This window comes from Paracoccus sp. SJTW-4 (assembly GCF_047716885.1).
In the GTDB taxonomy this organism is placed as follows: Bacteria; Pseudomonadota; Alphaproteobacteria; order Rhodobacterales; family Rhodobacteraceae; genus Paracoccus; species Paracoccus solventivorans.
Map to the genome: position 1 here is coordinate 783,149 of NZ_CP136681.1, position 14,431 is coordinate 797,579.

General features: G+C 68.7%; 15 protein-coding genes. 8 read left to right on the forward strand and 7 right to left on the reverse strand.

The window, feature by feature from the left end:
• Nucleotides 1-121 precede the first annotated feature (121 nt).
• Nucleotides 122-1,405: a serine hydroxymethyltransferase gene (gene glyA, locus RSP45_RS03895; protein ID WP_415393286.1), complete on the forward strand. Its 1,284-nt coding sequence runs from the start codon at nt 122-124 to the stop codon at nt 1,403-1,405.
• 159 nt (nt 1,406-1,564) lie between these two features.
• Here glyA and RSP45_RS03900 read toward each other — a convergent pair whose 3' ends face one another.
• Entirely contained in the window at nt 1,565-1,948 is a 384-nt protein-coding gene (locus RSP45_RS03900; protein ID WP_415393287.1) for a hypothetical protein, read from the reverse strand.
• A gap of 79 nt (nt 1,949-2,027) precedes the next feature.
• On the opposite strand from RSP45_RS03900, the gene RSP45_RS03905 reads away from it, so the two are divergent.
• On the forward strand, nt 2,028-2,795 hold the full coding sequence (locus RSP45_RS03905; RefSeq protein ID WP_415393288.1) for an alpha/beta fold hydrolase: 768 nt from the start codon (nt 2,028-2,030) through the stop codon (nt 2,793-2,795).
• Nucleotides 2,796-2,801: 6 nt separating this feature from the next.
• On the opposite strand, the gene RSP45_RS03910 is transcribed toward RSP45_RS03905, so the two are convergent.
• Nucleotides 2,802-3,005, reverse strand: a complete 204-nt coding sequence (locus RSP45_RS03910) for a hypothetical protein (protein ID WP_073062288.1) — start codon at nt 3,003-3,005, stop codon at nt 2,802-2,804.
• Between the two features lie 66 nt (nt 3,006-3,071).
• On the reverse strand, nt 3,072-3,386 hold the full coding sequence (locus RSP45_RS03915; RefSeq protein WP_073062291.1) for a TraR/DksA family transcriptional regulator: 315 nt from the start codon (nt 3,384-3,386) through the stop codon (nt 3,072-3,074).
• A gap of 173 nt (nt 3,387-3,559) precedes the next feature.
• Between RSP45_RS03915 and RSP45_RS03920 the strand changes: the two genes are divergently transcribed.
• Nucleotides 3,560-4,054, forward strand: a complete 495-nt coding sequence (locus tag RSP45_RS03920) for an REP-associated tyrosine transposase (protein WP_415393289.1) — start codon at nt 3,560-3,562, stop codon at nt 4,052-4,054.
• 66 nt (nt 4,055-4,120) lie between these two features.
• Here RSP45_RS03920 and RSP45_RS03925 read toward each other — a convergent pair whose 3' ends face one another.
• From RSP45_RS03925 to RSP45_RS03935, 3 genes are all read right to left on the reverse strand, one after another.
• Nucleotides 4,121-5,146 carry a hypothetical protein gene (locus RSP45_RS03925; RefSeq protein ID WP_415393290.1) on the reverse strand — a complete coding sequence of 342 codons (1,026 nt, stop codon included), beginning with the start codon at nt 5,144-5,146 and terminating at the stop codon, nt 4,121-4,123.
• 175 nt (nt 5,147-5,321) lie between these two features.
• Nucleotides 5,322-7,121, reverse strand: a complete 1,800-nt coding sequence (gene lepA, locus RSP45_RS03930) for a translation elongation factor 4 (RefSeq protein ID WP_415393291.1) — start codon at nt 7,119-7,121, stop codon at nt 5,322-5,324.
• 41 nt (nt 7,122-7,162) lie between these two features.
• A complete protein-coding gene (locus RSP45_RS03935; protein WP_415393989.1) occupies nt 7,163-8,011 on the reverse strand; it encodes a DMT family transporter in 849 nt (282 codons plus the stop codon).
• A 262-nt stretch (nt 8,012-8,273) separates the two neighbouring features.
• Between RSP45_RS03935 and RSP45_RS03940 the strand changes: the two genes are divergently transcribed.
• The 3 genes from RSP45_RS03940 to RSP45_RS03950 all read left to right on the forward strand — a co-directional run bounded on the left by RSP45_RS03940 (nt 8,274) and on the right by RSP45_RS03950 (nt 9,673).
• Nucleotides 8,274-8,462, forward strand: coding sequence for a heavy-metal-associated domain-containing protein (locus RSP45_RS03940; RefSeq protein WP_415393292.1), 189 nt, complete (start codon nt 8,274-8,276; stop codon nt 8,460-8,462).
• A 222-nt stretch (nt 8,463-8,684) separates the two neighbouring features.
• Nucleotides 8,685-8,987 carry a hypothetical protein gene (locus RSP45_RS03945; protein ID WP_073062300.1) on the forward strand — a complete coding sequence of 101 codons (303 nt, stop codon included), beginning with the start codon at nt 8,685-8,687 and terminating at the stop codon, nt 8,985-8,987.
• Entirely contained in the window at nt 8,984-9,673 is a 690-nt protein-coding gene (locus RSP45_RS03950; protein ID WP_415393293.1) for an NAD-dependent deacylase, read from the forward strand. The genes RSP45_RS03945 and RSP45_RS03950 overlap by 4 nt, the downstream gene beginning before the upstream one ends.
• A gap of 144 nt (nt 9,674-9,817) precedes the next feature.
• On the opposite strand, the gene RSP45_RS03955 is transcribed toward RSP45_RS03950, so the two are convergent.
• Nucleotides 9,818-12,238, reverse strand: a complete 2,421-nt coding sequence (locus RSP45_RS03955; RefSeq protein ID WP_415393294.1) for a heavy metal translocating P-type ATPase — start codon at nt 12,236-12,238, stop codon at nt 9,818-9,820.
• Between the two features lie 447 nt (nt 12,239-12,685).
• Here RSP45_RS03955 and RSP45_RS03960 point away from each other — a divergent pair, with 447 nt between their 5' ends.
• Both RSP45_RS03960 and mnmH read left to right on the forward strand, forming a co-directional pair.
• Nucleotides 12,686-13,297, forward strand: a complete 612-nt coding sequence (locus RSP45_RS03960; RefSeq protein WP_073063568.1) for a L,D-transpeptidase — start codon at nt 12,686-12,688, stop codon at nt 13,295-13,297.
• 2 nt (nt 13,298-13,299) lie between these two features.
• A complete protein-coding gene (gene mnmH / locus RSP45_RS03965) occupies nt 13,300-14,376 on the forward strand; it encodes a tRNA 2-selenouridine(34) synthase MnmH (protein WP_415393295.1) in 1,077 nt (358 codons plus the stop codon).
• The last annotated feature ends 55 nt before the right edge of the window (nt 14,377-14,431 follow it).

Below are 14,431 nucleotides of genomic sequence, written 5' to 3' on the forward strand. Positions count from 1 at the left end.
AGGGCGGCCGGGCTGTTTGCAGCCGCGCAACCCGATGTGGGCGCAGGTTTTCTACTGCCCCCGCTGGCCACCCCCGCGCAAAGCCGCTAACAGGCGGTCGAACCCCGGCCCGGAGGACAACATGACCGACAGCGCGTTTTTCACCGCCCCCCTTTCGCAGCGCGACCCCGAGATCTTTGACGCCATCGGCAAGGAGCTGGGCCGCCAGCGCGACGAGATCGAGCTGATCGCATCCGAGAACATCGTCAGCCGCGCCGTGCTCGAGGCGCAGGGCTCGGTGCTGACCAACAAATATGCCGAGGGCTATCCGGGCAAGCGCTATTACGGCGGCTGCCAGTTCGTCGATATCGTCGAGGATCTGGCGATCGAGCGCGCCAAGCAGCTGTTCGGCTGCAATTTCGCCAACGTGCAGCCGAACTCGGGAAGCCAGATGAACCAGGCGGTGTTCCTGGCACTGCTGCAGCCCGGCGATACCTTCATGGGGCTGGACCTGAACTCGGGCGGGCACCTGACCCACGGCTCGCCGGTGAACATGTCGGGCAAGTGGTTCAACGTGCTCAGCTATGGCGTGCGGCCCCAGGACCAGCTGCTGGACATGGAAGAGATCCGCGCCAAGGCGCTGGAGCACAAGCCCAAGCTGATCGTGGCCGGCGGCACCGCCTATTCCCGCGTCTGGGACTGGGCCGCCTTCCGCGCCATCGCCGACGAGATTGGCGCGTATCTGATGGTGGACATGGCCCATATCGCCGGGCTGGTCGCGGGCGGGCAGCATCCCTCGCCCCTGCCCCATGCGCATGTGGTGACCACCACGACGCATAAATCCCTGCGCGGGCCGCGCGGCGGCATGGTGCTGACCAACGACCCGGATATCGCGAAAAAGATCAACTCGGCGGTGTTCCCCGGGCTGCAGGGCGGGCCGCTGATGCATGTGATCGCCGCCAAGGCGGTGGCGCTGCGCGAGGCGCTGGAGCCCTCGTTCAAGGACTACGCCGCGCAGGTGGTGGCGAATGCCCGCGCCATGGCGGATGAGCTGATGAAGGGCGGCATCGACATCGTGTCGGGCGGCACCGACAACCACCTGATGCTGGCCGACCTGCGCCCCAAGGGGGTGACCGGCAAGGCGACCGAGGCCGCGCTGGGGCGCGCTCATATCACCTGCAACAAGAACGGCGTGCCCTTCGACCCGGAAAAGCCGTTCGTGACCAGCGGCATCCGCCTGGGCACCCCCGCCGGCACCACCCGCGGCTTCGGCGAGGCCGAGTTCCGCCAGATCGCCCGCTGGATCGTCGAGGTGGTCGACGGGCTCGCCGCCGAGGGCGAGGACGGCAATGCCGAAGTCGAGGCCCGCGTGGCCGCCGAGGTCAAAGCGCTGTGCGCGAAGTTTCCGCTTTACGCGGGGATGTGAGCGCACGGCGACGCCGCCGGACCGGAGCCCTGCCCCGGGCCGCCGCCGCGGCCTTCCTCGCTGAAAACAGTCCACTGGACTGTTTCCCAAGCGCTCGGAAGCCCCCGGGATATTTTCACAAGGAAGAAAGAGGCGCCCTTGCCGGGGCGCCTTTTGTCGTCAGGCCAGACCGCGGCGGACCATGATCCAGACGGCGACCGCGCCCACCAGCAGCAGCCCCATCATCACCGCCGCCGCCACGTTCAGCGCCCCCGCCTGCCAGCGCGCCGAGGCGCCCAGCGGGCGCAGATAGCGCAGCAGCTCGGCATGGGCGCGGGCGGCGGCGGTGCTGTCCATCTGCCGCGCGACCTTGGGGCTGGCGGCCTGCGCCTGCGCCCTGAGCAGCACCCGCGCCGCCCGCCGCTGCCGCCGCGGCAGCGCACCGCCGCGGCGGCGGATCATGGTGGCGAGGTCGGGCTGGCTGCCCCGCCGCGCGCCGCCCAGCCGCTGCGCCATCAGGGCGGCGACCTCGTCAGCCATCGCCCGCACGTCGTCCTGCGCCATCGGTCCCCTGCTTTCCGCGATTCCTGACGGCAGGATATGCCCCTTGTCGCGGCTTCGCCAGAACGGCTAGAGCAGGGGCATGGAACTGTCGCTGACCATCACCGGCGCTGCCGGCCCGCTGCCCCCCGTCCTGCTGGCCCATGGCTTGTTCGGGCAGGCCCGCAACCTGGGGGTGATCGCCCGCGCCCTGGCCGAGACGCGGCAGGTGATCGCCGTCGACATGCGCAACCACGGCGATTCGCCCTGGGACCCAGGGCATGATTACGAGGCGATGGCCGCGGATCTGGCCGGGGTGATCGCCGCCCATGGCGGGCGCGCCGATGTGGTCGGGCACTCCATGGGCGGCAAGGCCGCGATGTGGCTGGCGCTGACCCGGCCCGAGCTTGTGCGGCGGCTGGTGGCGCTGGACATCGCCCCGGTCGCCTATGAGCACAGCCAGACCGGCATCATCGACGCGCTCGAGGCCACCGACTTGACCGGCATCAGCAGCCGCAGCGCCGCCGACCGGGCGCTGGCCGCGCAGCTGGATGACCCCGGGGTGCGGGCGTTCCTGCTGCAGTCGCTGGACCTGAAAGCCCAGCCGCCGCGGTGGAAGATGAACCTGGCAGCGCTGCGCACGCAGATGGGGCAGCTGACCGGCTGGCCCGGCGGCAGCGCCAAGTTCACCGGCCCGGCGCTGTTCCTGCATGGCGGCGACAGCCCCTATGTCGAGGCCGAGGGGAAGGCCGCCATCCGCACGCTGTTCCCGCAGGCCGAGATCGCCTGTCTCCCCGGCGCCGGTCACTGGCTGCACGCGGAAAAGCCGGCCGAGGTGGCCGGCCGAGTGGCCGCGTTCCTGAACGGCTGAGGGGCGTTACTCGGGGCCGTCCAGCGGATCCATGTCCTGGATCCGGCCCGCCGCATACCAGCTGACCGGCAGCGAGATCGCCGCCCCGATCGCCGCCGACAGCGCGATCGGCTGCCAGTGATAATACCCCATGACCAGCGCCACGATCACGCCGACACCGGCAAGCGTGGCCATCGAGACCGACAGAAGCAGCAGGAACAGACGCGGCATTCGCGACCCTTTCAGCAGATTTCCGCCCTATTCTGAATAACTTCGCCGCCGGCGCCTTGATCCAGATCAGACCGCGCAATTGGCGCAGAATGGCGTGTCGGGCAGCAGTTCCAGCCGCTTGGGCGGGATCGGGTTGCCGCAGCGCACGCAATCGCCGTATTCCCCCGCCTCGATCCGCGCCAGCGCCGCGTCGATCCGGCGCAGCTCGGCCTGATCGGAAAGCCCCAGCGCCGAGAGCACCTCATCCCCCTGCCGCTCGGTCGCGGCATCGTCCCAGTCCTGCGGCATGGGGTCGTCGAGCTGATCCTCGATCGACAGCAGCGAGGCCAGCAGCTCATCACGGCGGGCAGTCAGGATCTTGCGGGCAGTCTCGGGGGTCATGGCTCTCTCCGGTCGTTCGGGAGAGAGTGGGGCGAGACAACGGCTTGCGTCAAGTGGCCCGCAGAGGGCCGAAGGTCGCGGGCAGGTGCGGGCTTTGCGCGCAGCTGTCAGAAGCTGCGCCGCGAGTTTCGGCGGTGAGGCTTTATTAACCGCTCGCGGTGCAGACTGCGGGAATGTCGCGTTACATCAGACCGCGCCGCCATGGCGCCACGATCTTCTTCACGGTTGCGCTGGCGACACGCGGGTCGCAGCTGCTGGTCGCCGAAGTGGAGCTGCTGCGGCGGGCCGTCCGCGACACCCGCGCAGAACGCCCGTTTGCGATCGAGGCATGGGTGGTGCTGCCGGATCATCTGCACTGCATCTGGCGGTTGCCCGAGGGGGATACGGATTACGCGACGCGATGGCGTCTTATCAAGGCGCGGTTTTCGCGGGGTGTGGAGCCCGGTCCACGGCGCGCCAGCCATGTGGCGCGGCGCGAGCGCGCGGTGTGGCAGCGGCGGTTCTGGGACCATCACATCCGGGATGAAGGGGATTTCGCGGCGCATCTGCGCTATTGCTGGTTCAATCCGGTGAAGCACGGGCTGGTGGCGCGGGCGCAGGATTGGCCGCTCTCCTCGGTTCACCGCGAAATCGGCGGGCCGCGATGGGAATGGGCGACGGCCACGTAGGGTGCGTGGTTTCCACGCACCGTTGTGCGGTGGGGTGGTGCGTGCGGAGCACGCACGTACGTTTGCTTACCTTGCCATCCAGCGCAGATAGAATTGTAACATAGGATCAGTAATATACAGCACATCGTCCTTCCACTCGATAGGCGGCTCTCCCTTGAGCTTCTCCTTGGCTTCTCTTACCATGTAGTTAAGGGTATTTGTAATCTGCTGCTTTTGAGGAAGATCACTTTCCACCAATGTATTTCGAAGAGCATCACGGATGTCGTCATATTTTGTGGCGTCGCGAGGACCCGTAGAAGCAATGGCAAGCAACACCGCTTCATAAATATCTACAGTTTTACTGGATTTTCTTAGCTTTCGTGGACTACGATCCGTTCTTGTTTGGGGCCCATCGGCAAGAACCTTATAGGTTGGAAAGCCAAAATTCTCTGCGACCTGAGAATATATTCTTTCCTTATCTGCCTTGCTAATATCAAGATCCATCCAAGGATTGACTGTCTCCGTAACACCTATCGCTCTACACGCATTATTGCAGAACCTCTGCATAAGGATTGGGCTACCGTGAGCCTCAGCTGCAAACTCAGAGATGTCGGTTTCCGCAGCCTGAATGTGCAATTCCGGGAAACCGCGTCGGGCGATCTGTTGCAGTTCCAGTTCTTTCCAACTAGGTATCTCAATGTGGACAAATCTTCCTTGCATTTCAGGCTCTGCCGCGATTGCATCGAAAGCGCGGTGCGGTACAGCAATCAGAATTACGTCCAGTCCCTCAAAAATCTCCGACTTAAAGCTCCTGATAATTGCTTTCTGAATCTCAGAGCTCATATAATGAAAATCGTCTACAACTAAGCAGGTATTTAACTGCTTACAGGTTGACAAGACTGCCTGCTTAGCAGTAGAAAAATACTTAACTTGTTCCGTTGCTACTTCCTCCCTGTCGACTTTAACGACATATCTCAAGCCAGCGCTTGATTTCGTAGAGGAACTAGAGCTCACCTCGCTAGGCAAACCCATTTTCTCAGCGGCGGTTTTCCAAAACTCTTCCGCTGATTCAACCTGCCCACCCTGTATAGAGACACTTTCACGTTTGCTCAATACACGTTGGCAAAGAACTGATTTTCCGATTTTGTAGGGCCTGTAATGCAAATTATCTGATACTTGTCGTCTAGTGCGGTCTGAAGCTTTTCCTCAAGCTTAAGATTATCTCGCTGAACATAAGTCAGAACAGGCATACCGCCAGCAACAAAGACCTCACCAACTCTTGCCATTTTCACCCATCCATCTTCAACGCCGAAATAAATGCGCTCTGCGGGATCTCCACCTTGCCGAACTGCCGCATCTTCTTCTTCCCGGCCTTCTGCTTCTCCAGCAGCTTCTTTTTCCGGGTCGCGTCGCCGCCGTAGCATTTCGCGGTCACGTCCTTGCGCAGGGCGGCGAGGGTTTCGCGGGCGATCACCCTCCCGCCGATTGCCGCCTGGATCGGGATCTTGAACATGTGGCGGGGGATCAGGTCTTTCAGCTTTTCGACCATGGCGCGGCCTCTGGCCTCGGCGCGGTCGCGGTGGACCATGATCGACAGCGCGTCCACCGGCTCGTCGTTGACCAGGATCGACATCTTGACCAGGTGATCCTCGCGGTATTCGCTGATCTGGTAATCGAAGCTGGCGTAGCCCTTGGTGACTGATTTCAGCCGGTCGTAGAAATCGAACACCACCTCGGCCAGCGGCAGGTCATAGATCACCATGGCGCGGTTGCCGGCGTAGGTCAGGTCCAGCTGGATGCCGCGGCGGTCCTGGCACAGTTTCAGCACGTCGCCCAGATATTCGTCGGGCACCATGATCGTAGCCTTGATGCGGGGCTCTTCGATATGGTCGACCAGGGTCAGGTCGGGCATGTCGGCGGGGTTGTGCAGGTCGCGCATCTCGCCGTCGCGCATGAACAGGTGGAACACCACGCTGGGGGCGGTGGTGATCAGGTCCAGGTCGTATTCGCGTTCCAGCCGGTCACGGATCACCTCGAGATGCAAGAGCCCCAGGAACCCGCAGCGGAAGCCGAAGCCGAGCGCGGCCGAGGTCTCCATCTCATAGCTGAAGCTGGCGTCGTTCAGGGCCAGCTTCTCGATGGCGTCGCGCAGCGCCTCGAAGTCGTTGGCGTCGACCGGGAACAGGCCGCAGAACACCACCGGCTGCGCGGGCTTGAAGCCGGGCAGCGGCACTTCGGTCGGCTTGCGCTCATGGGTGATGGTGTCGCCGACGCGGGTGTCGCGGACCTGCTTGATCGAGGCGGTGAACACGCCGATCTCGCCCGGGCCCAGCTCGGCGATGTCCTTCATCGCCGGGGTCAGCACCGCCAGCTTGTCCAGCCGGTAGCTGGCGCCGGTCTGCATCATGCGGACCTGGTCGCCCTTGCGGATCACCCCGTCCATGACCCGGATCATCACCACCACGCCCAGATAGGGGTCGTACCAGCTGTCGACCAGCATCGCCTTGAGCGGCGCATCGCGGTCGCCCCTGGGGGCCGGCAGGCGGGTGACGATGGCTTCCAGAACGTCGGGGATGCCAAGGCCGGTCTTGGCGGAAATCTCCACCGCGTCCTGGGCGTCGATGCCGATCACATCCTCGATCTGTTCCTTGACCCGCGCGGGCTCGGCCGCGGGCAGGTCGATCTTGTTCAGCACCGGGACGATCTCGTGCCCCGCGTCGATGGCCTGATAGACATTGGCCAGCGTCTGCGCCTCGACCCCCTGCGTCGCATCCACCACCAGCAGCGAGCCCTCGACCGCGCGCATGGACCGGCTGACCTCATAGGCGAAGTCGACGTGGCCGGGGGTGTCGATCAGGTTCAGCACATAGGTCTGGCCGTCCCTGGCCGGATAGCTGATCCGCACCGTGTTGGCCTTGATGGTGATGCCGCGCTCGCGCTCGATATCCATGCTGTCGAGCATCTGCTCTTTCATGTCGCGCTCGGCGACGGTGCCGGTCAGCTGGATCAGCCGGTCGGCCAGCGTGGATTTGCCGTGGTCGATATGGGCCACGATCGAGAAGTTGCGGATGAGATCAAGCTGGGTCATGCGCCGCTATTACAGCGCCCCGCGCGTTGCGGAAAGGGGGCTTAGCGGCGCCCCGCCAGCCGCAGTTCGCGCCACATGGCGAAAGCGCCGGAACCCACGATCAGCGCGGCCCCGGCCAGCGTCAGCGCGTCGGGGCGTTCGCCGAACACCACCACCGCCACCACCAGCGCAAAGACCAGCCGCGTATAGCGCAAAGGCGCGACCAGCGAGGCCTCGCCCACCCGGGTCGCCACGATCATCATCGCATAGCCCGCGACGCCGACGGTGATGCAGGCGGCAAAGCCCGCGGCCTCGGCCGGGGTGGGCAGGCGCAGCGCCTCGCCCCGCAGCAGAGCCAGCGCCAGCCCGCCCGGGATCAGCGTGGCAAAGGCGCTGGCCGACAGCTGGTGCGACAGGATGTGGCGCGGCATTCGCCGCGTGGCCAGGTCGCGCAGCGCCAGCCCTGCCACCCCGATCAGCGCTAGCACCGAACGCGGCTCGAACCCGCCAGTGCCGGGGCGGATGATCATCAGCACCCCCGCGAACCCCACCAGGATCGCGGTCCAGCGCCGCCAGCCCACGCGCTCGCCCAGAAACAGCGCGCCGCCCAGCACCAGCGCCAGCGGCAGCGCCTGCAGGATCGCCGAGGCCGAGGACAGGTCGGTCAGTGCCAGCGCCATGACGAAACCCATCGAGCCCACGACCTCGCCCAGGTTGCGCAGCAGCACCGGCCGCGCCAGAAGGTCGCGGGTCCACAGCCGCCCGCCCTGCCGGGCCAGCAGCACCCAGAACACCACCATCCCCAGCACGCCGATGGTCGCCAGCACCTGCCCCGCCGGCAGGCTGGCCGACAGGGTCTTGATCAGCGCATCCTCAAACGCGAAGGCCGCCATCGAGCCGGTCATCAGCATCACCGCCTGGCGATTTCCCGCCGCCGGGTCGGGAACGGCCGGCGGTGCGGGCCGGATCGAGGACGGCAGCGCCGGCGCCACCGGGATCGCGCCCGGGATCGGCGCGGCGTCCGGTACGGAACCAGGCTGTGGAACCGGCTGTGGGCGTGCATTACCGTTCATGGCACCGGATTTCATGGCACCCTCATGGTGGCGAATATGGCGGTCATGTCCCAGCCAGTGCTAGACTGCCCGCGTTCCGTCAAGCACCAAAGGCGCCAGCATGAAGTTCCACGTTCCAGACATGAGCTGCGGCCACTGCCGCGCCGCCATCGAACAGGCGATCGCCGCCGCCGGGGGGACCGTCTCGGTCGACCTGGACAGCCGCACGGTGACCATCTCGGGGCTTGACGCCGCCCGCGCCACCGCGGTGCTGGCCGAGGCCGGCTACAGCGCCACCCCCGCGACCTGACTGGCGCGCGATTCGCGCCCGCGCGTCCCGGGCCACCGGACCGCCGCGCCCCGCAAGGGCCGCATCTGGTGGCCGCCGCCTGCGACACCACTGCCCATGGAACGGGCGCGGGTTTTGTTGCCCCGCACCCGCGGCGGTGGTATTTTCCGGCACAGCCGCCACCGGCGGACACCAAGACAAACGACTGCCGCAAGCGCAGCACCCCGAGGACAGGAGATTCCCATGATGAAACCCGTCGTGGCCGTGGCCGCCATCCTGCTGACCACCCCCTTTGCCGTGGCCGGTCCCATCGACAACGCCTGCATCCGTTCCGACCGCGGCGCGCGCAGCCCCGGGCTGTGCGGCTGCATCCAGCAGGTCGCCAACATGACGCTGTCGCGCGCCGACCAGCGGCGGGCGGCCGGGTTCTTCAAGGACGCCCAGCAGGCGCAGGACGTGCGCATGTCCAAGACCGCCGCCGACAACCAGTTCTGGGCGCGCTACAAGACCTTCGCCAGCACCGCCGAGGCCTATTGCGGGCGATGAGCCGCCGCGCCCGCATCGTGGTGCTGACCGGCGCGGGGCTGTCCGCCGAAAGCGGGCTGGCCACGTTTCGCGACGGCGGGGGCTTGTGGGAACAGCACCGGGTCGAGGATGTGGCGACGCCGCAGGCGTTCCGCCGCGACCCGGCGCTGGTGCTGCGCTTCTACGACCAGCGCCGCGCCGGAGCGGCGGCTGCCCGCCCCAATGCCGCGCATCAGGCGCTGGCGCGGCTGAGCCGGGCCGAGGGCGTCACCCTGATCACCCAGAATGTCGACACGCTGCTGGAACATGCAGGCGCGCGCGACGTGATCCACATGCACGGGCGGCTGGACCAGGCGCTCTGCCCCGCCTGCGACCGGCGCTGGCCGGCGCCCCGGACCATGGCGGTGGGCCTGCCCTGCCCCGATTGCGCCACCCCCGGGGCGCGCCCGGACATCGTGTGGTTCGGCGAGATGCCCTATCACATGGACCGGATCGAACAGGCGCTCGACCGCGCCGATATCTTCGCGGCCATCGGCACCTCGGGCAATGTCTACCCGGCTGCGGGCTTCGTCGACGTGGCCCGCGACAACGGCGCGGAAACGATCGAGCTCAACCTCGCCGCAACCGCCCCCGGCCGCTTCGACCGGGTGATCGCGGGCCCCGCCACCAGCACCGTCCCCGCCTGGGTCGCGGCGCTGCTGGACTGAGGCGCGCGCCGTTCCGGCCCCCTTTTCTTCTGTCCGGAAATATCCCGCGGGCTTTCGAGCGCCCGGAAAACAGTCCAGTGGACTGTTTTCAGCGAGGAAGGCCACGGCAGTGGCCCGGGCAGAGCCCCGGTCCCACTCTCGCCATCACGAAAACCGCCGCAACCGCAGCGCATTGGTCACCACGAACACCGAGGACAGCGCCATCGCCGCCGCCCCCAGCATCGGCGACAGCCGCGGCCCGCCGAAGGGCACCAGCACCCCCATGGCCACCGGGATCAGCGCCACGTTATAGGCGAAGGCCCAGAACAGGTTCTGCCGGATATTGCGCATCACCGCCCGGCTCAGCCGGATGGCGCGGGGGACCGAGGCCGGATCGCCCGAGGACAGCACCACCTCGGCCGCCTCGATCGCCACGTCGGTGCCCGAGCCGATGGCGATGCCGGTCTCGGCGGCGGCCAGCGCCGGGGCGTCGTTGATGCCGTCGCCGACGAAGACGCTGCCCTCGCCCATGGCGCGGATCGCGTCCAGCTTGCCCTCGGGCAGGACGCCGCCGGTGACGTGGTCCATGCCGAGCCGGGCGCCGACCGCATCCGCCGCCGCCTGCACGTCGCCGGAAATCAGCCGCGTCTGGATGCCCAGCCCATGCAGCCCGGCAATCGCCGCGGCCGAGGTCTCGCGCAGCGGGTCGGCCATCGCCATCACCGCCACATGGGCGCCGTCCAGCGCCACATGCACCGGGGTCGCGGGCTCGGCCGACAGCGCCTCGGCGCGGGCGATCAGCGCGGGCTCGGGGGTGATCCCGGCCTCGGACAGGGCGCGGGCGTTGCCGATCAGCACCGCACGGCCCTCGACCGTGGCCGCCAGCCCGCGCCCGGCCGAGGCCGACACGCCGCTGGCCGCGGCAGGCGCAATTCTGCGCGCCCGCGCCGCCTCGATCACCGCCGCGGCCAGCGGATGTTCGGACTGCGCCTCGGCACCCGCGGCCAGCCGCAGGACCTCATCCTCGGCAACCCCGCCCGCAACCTCCAGCGCGACCAGCGCCGGGCGGCCCATGGTCAGGGTGCCGGTCTTGTCGAACCCGACCACCCGCGCGTCGGCCAGCCGCTGCAAGGCGTCGCCGCGGCGGAACAGGATGCCCAGCTCGGCCCCGCGCCCGGTGCCGACCATGATCGAGACCGGCACCGCCAGCCCCATCGCACAGGGGCAGGCGATGATCAGCACCGAGATGGCGGACACCAGTGCCACCGCCAGCCCGGCCCCCAGCGCCAGCCAGACCGCAAAGCTCAGCACCGCCAGCGCGATCACCACCGGCACGAACACCCGCGTCACCTTGTCGACCAGCCCCTGCACCGGCAGCTTGGCGGCCTGCGCGTCCTCGACCATGCGCACGATCCGCGCCAGCGCGGTGTCGGCGCCCGTGGCCGTCACCCGGTAGACCAGCGCCGAGGCTCCGTTCACAGTCCCCCCGGTCACCGGATCGCCGGGGGCCTTGGCGACGGGCAGCGGCTCGCCAGTCAGCATGGATTCGTCGATGGCGCCTTCGCCCTTGACCAGCTCGCCATCGACGGCGACGCGGCCGCCGGGCAGCAGCTGCACCAGATCGCCGGGGACCAGCTCGGCCACCGCGACCTCGACCGGCTCGCCCGCGCGGATGACGCGGGCGGTGGCGGGGGCGAGCTCGACCAGCCGCCGGATCGCCTGCCCCGCCCGGCCCCGTGCCCGCGCCTCGAGCCAGCGGCCCAGCAGGATCAGGGTGACGATGACGGCCGCGGCCTCGTAATACACATGCACACCGCCCTCGGGCAGCACGCCGGGCGCGAATGTGGCGACTGTGGAGTAAAGGAACGCCGCCCCCGCCCCCATCGCCACCAGGCTGTTCATTTCCGGCGCGCCGCGCAGCAGCGCCGGAATGCCGATGGTAAAGAAGATCCGCCCCGGTCCGGCCAGCACCGCCAGGGTCAGCAGGAACTGCAGGATCCACAGCGGCTGCGTGCCGACCATCGACATCAGCCAGTGGTGGAACGGCGGGTAGGCGTGGCCGCCCATTTCCATGATAAACACCGGCAGGGTCAGCGTCGCAGACAGGATCATCCGGCGGCGCATCGCGCCGGCCTCATCCTCGGGCGGCGGGGCGTCGGGGGCATCCTCGGGCGCGCTGGCCTTGTAGCCCGCGCGCGTCACCGTCCCTGCCAGTGCCTGCGGGGAAATCCCCGGCGCATGGGTGACGGTGACCGAGCGGGTGGCGAGGTTGGCCACCGCCGTGGTGACGCCGGGCAGGGCCAGCAGCGCGCGCTCGACCCGCCCGGTGCAGGACGCACAGGTCATGCCCTCGACCGACAGCCGGGTGCTGTCCAGCGCGGCGGGGTAGCCGGCGCGGCCCACGGCCTCGATCGCCGGGGCAAGGGCGGCCGCGTCATCAAGCTCCAGCCGCGCGCGGCGGGTGGCCAGGTTGACGCTGGCCGCGGCAACGCCGGGCACGGCGGCAAGCGCGCGCTCGGCCCGGCCGACGCAGGAGGCGCAGCTCAGGCCCTCGAGCTGCAGTTCGATCTGTCTGGGGTGTTGCATGGGATGCCTCTTCGATTCGCATGGATGTCAGGATCGAAGAAGCGGGCCGGCGGGCCCTGCGGGCGGCCCGGCGGCTCGGCCGCAGCCTCGGCCGGGCGCCGCGGCGGCATCCGGTCCCGGGGCTGCGCGACGCGCGGGGGCTGCGCGGTGACCCGCCGCCCGCGCTGGTGACAGCGGCAGCCGCGCCCGCCCTGCCCGCGGCACAGATGCGCCGGGCGCACCGCGGCACGGCGCGCCGGGGTAGCGGCAGGGGTCGGTTTGCTGGAGTTGCAGCACATGGGCGGGGTTCCTTACGCCATCACGATATGGGCGCGAAACCGCGCCGCTGCAACCGTCACGCTGCTTTGAGTTGAAACCGCCGCCGCCGCAGGTTAGCGCTGGGGGCCAAAACCAAGTCTGGAACCACGCCCGAAATCAACGGGGGACAGGACACCGATGACCGGCCGCATGAACCGCCGCCAGATGATGATGCTGTCGCTGCCGCTCATGGCCGCGCCCTCGGCGCTGCTGGCGCAGGCGGCAAGGCCCACGGCTGCCGCCGCGCCTGCCGCTGCTGCCGCGACCCCGGCGGCACCGCGCAGCCGCGCGCCCTATGACCCCGCCCCGACCGAGGTCGCGATCCGCGACGGGTTCGAGGTCGGCTCGATCATCGTGGTGTCGAACCAGTATTACCTTTACCACGTCATCGCCCCGGGCCGGGCGGTGCGCTACGGCGTCGCCGTCGGCACCGCCGAGCTGGTCTGGAAGGGCCGCGCCGTGGTCGGGCGCAAGGTCGAATGGCCCAGCTGGACCCCCACGCCGGCGATGATCGAGCGCAAGCCCGAGCAATATGCCAAATATGCCAACGGGATGCCGGGCGGGCCGCAGAACCCGCTGGGGGCGCGGGCGCTGTATCTGCACACCGTCTCCGGGCAGGACACCTCGATCCGCATCCACGGCACCACCGAGCCGGGATCGATCGGGCGGGCGGTGTCGAACGGCTGCATCCGGATGCGCAACGAGGCGGTGATGGACCTGTTCGACAAGGTGCCGCTGGGCACCCCGGTCTACGTCTACTGAGCTTGCAGCCGACCGAATTCCAGCTGAACGCGCTGACCGGGCTGGCAGGCGCCGGGTTCGATGCAATCATCGACGCGCGCTCGCCGTCCGAGTTCGCCGAGGACCACCTGCCCGGCGCGATCAACCTGCCGGTTCTGGACGACGCGCAGCGGGCCGAGGTCGGCACCATCTACAAGCAGGTCTCGCCCTTTCACGCCCGCAAGATCGGCGGCGCGCTGGCCGCGGCCAATGTCGCGCGCCATGTGGCGGGGCCGCTGGCGGGCCACGGTGGCGGCTGGCGGCCGCTGGTCTATTGCTGGCGCGGCGGGCAGCGTTCCGGCGCATTCGCGACGATCCTGGCGCAGATCGGCTGGCGCACCGCGCGGCTGTCGGGCGGCTGGAAAAGCTGGCGCGCGCTGGTGCTGGATCAGGTCGAACGCCGCGGCCCGCCCGCGCCGGTGGTGGTGCTGGACGGCAATACCGGCGCCGCCAAGACCGAGATCCTGCATCTTCTGGCCGCGCGCGGGGTGCAGGTGGTCGACCTCGAGGGGCTGGCCAACCACCGCGGCAGCCTGTTCGGCGCGCGCCCCGGCGGCCAGCCGGCGCAGAAGCTGTTCGAGACGCGGCTGGCGATGGCGCTGGCCGGGCTCGATCCCGCGCGGCCGGTGGTGGTCGAGGCGGAAAGCTCTCGCATCGGCGGGCTGGCGCTGCCGCGGGCGATGTGGCGGGCGATCTGCGAGGCGCCGCGGCTGCGGCTGTCGGTGCCGGTGGCGGCCCGCGCCGCCTATACCGCCCGCGCCTATGCCGATGCGGTCTTGGAACCCGGCCGGGTCGAGGCCACCGTCGCCCGGCTTGCCCCCCTGCACCCGGCCGAGCGGATCGAGGACTGGCGCGCCCTGGCGCAGCGCGGCGAATGGGCGGCGCTGGCCGAGGGGCTGATGCGCCACCACTACGACCCGCGCTATGAAAAGCACCGCGCCCGCCACGACGCGCTTGAGCGCGCGGTGATCGGGGTCGAGCGGCTGGACGCGGCCGGGCTGGAGGATGCCGCCGCCCGGGTCGAGGCCGCGGTGGCCGGGCTGCATCCGCAGGGTCTGTAAAGGGAACGGCCGCGCGATCTGCGCGGCCGCAACCGGGGGTTTTCCACCCCCATCG

Bases quoted from the DNA above. Each gene is read 5' to 3' on its own strand.
- RSP45_RS03935 (WP_415393989.1), bottom strand. From the start codon at position 8,011: ATGCTGATGACCGGCTCGATGGCGGCCTTCGCGTTTGAGGATGCGCTG.
- glyA (WP_415393286.1), top strand. From the start codon at position 122: ATGACCGACAGCGCGTTTTTCACCGCCCCCCTTTCGCAGCGCGACCCC.
- RSP45_RS03920 (WP_415393289.1), top strand. From the start codon at position 3,560: ATGTCGCGTTACATCAGACCGCGCCGCCATGGCGCCACGATCTTCTTC.
- lepA (WP_415393291.1), bottom strand. From the start codon at position 7,121: ATGACCCAGCTTGATCTCATCCGCAACTTCTCGATCGTGGCCCATATC.
- RSP45_RS03900 (WP_415393287.1), bottom strand. From the start codon at position 1,948: ATGGCGCAGGACGACGTGCGGGCGATGGCTGACGAGGTCGCCGCCCTG.
- RSP45_RS03915 (WP_073062291.1), bottom strand. From the start codon at position 3,386: ATGACCCCCGAGACTGCCCGCAAGATCCTGACTGCCCGCCGTGATGAG.
- RSP45_RS03905 (WP_415393288.1), top strand. From the start codon at position 2,028: ATGGAACTGTCGCTGACCATCACCGGCGCTGCCGGCCCGCTGCCCCCC.
- RSP45_RS03955 (WP_415393294.1), bottom strand. From the start codon at position 12,238: ATGCAACACCCCAGACAGATCGAACTGCAGCTCGAGGGCCTGAGCTGC.
- RSP45_RS03910 (WP_073062288.1), bottom strand. From the start codon at position 3,005: ATGCCGCGTCTGTTCCTGCTGCTTCTGTCGGTCTCGATGGCCACGCTT.
- RSP45_RS03940 (WP_415393292.1), top strand. From the start codon at position 8,274: ATGAAGTTCCACGTTCCAGACATGAGCTGCGGCCACTGCCGCGCCGCC.
- RSP45_RS03950 (WP_415393293.1), top strand. From the start codon at position 8,984: ATGAGCCGCCGCGCCCGCATCGTGGTGCTGACCGGCGCGGGGCTGTCC.
- RSP45_RS03960 (WP_073063568.1), top strand. From the start codon at position 12,686: ATGAACCGCCGCCAGATGATGATGCTGTCGCTGCCGCTCATGGCCGCG.
- RSP45_RS03945 (WP_073062300.1), top strand. From the start codon at position 8,685: ATGATGAAACCCGTCGTGGCCGTGGCCGCCATCCTGCTGACCACCCCC.